This is a genomic window from Cuspidothrix issatschenkoi CHARLIE-1 (assembly GCF_002934005.1).
Classification (GTDB): Bacteria; Cyanobacteriota; Cyanobacteriia; order Cyanobacteriales; family Nostocaceae; genus Cuspidothrix; species Cuspidothrix issatschenkoi.
This window is the reverse complement of sequence record NZ_PGEM01000133.1, coordinates 21,838-22,565: the sequence shown is the minus strand read 5'-3', so window position 1 is coordinate 22,565 and position 728 is coordinate 21,838. Positions and strand designations below refer to the sequence as shown.

At 32.0% G+C, this 728-nt stretch carries 1 pseudogene; it reads left to right on the top strand.

Going from position 1 to position 728, the window contains the following annotated elements:
• Positions 1-619: pseudogene (locus CUN59_RS22130) on the top strand (HlyD family efflux transporter periplasmic adaptor subunit); the annotation flags it as partial.
• Between the last annotated feature and the right edge of the window lie 109 nt (positions 620-728).

The window sequence follows — 728 nt, the reverse complement described above, 5'->3', positions numbered from 1 at the left end:
GGCAATTTCCGCTTCCCAAAAAGATAGTAAAGTTTTAAACTTAGAAACTGCTAAAAAAAGTCTCCAATCGGCTAATTCACAGTTAAAAAAACTAGAATTAAGTGGTAAAGAAAGAATCAAAGAAGCTACTGCCACACTTAATCAAATTTCTGAGGTTAGGAAAGTAGATATAGAAGCTGCCTTATCAGAATTGAATCGTGCGGAAACGGTAGTCAAAAAAGCCGCTATTAATCTCCAAAAAGCTTATGTTAAATCCCCTCAAAATGGACAAATATTTGCAATACATACTCGTCCAGGAGAATTAATTACTAATAATGGCATTGTTGACATTGGTAAAACTAGTCAGATGTATGTAGTTGCGGAAGTTTATGAAAGTGATATTACTAAGATTATTCAACGGAAACAAGTGCGAATAGTTGGAGATATTTTTGATCAAGAATTACAAGGAACAGTAGAACGAATTGATTTACAAGTACAACAGCAAAATCTCAATAATACCGATCCTACTACTAACATTGATAATAGAATTATCAAAGTTTATATTCGATTAAATAAAGCCTCTAGTCAGCAAGCAGCTAAATTTACCAATATGCAAGTTAAAGTAATTATTTCTCTTTAATGAGGTAATTATTTAAAAGATCAGGATTCAGGGAAGAGGGAAAATTTTCTTGTAAGAATTCAGGTGAGGTAAAAAGATCCCCAACTTCTGTGATCAATTTATCATTTAT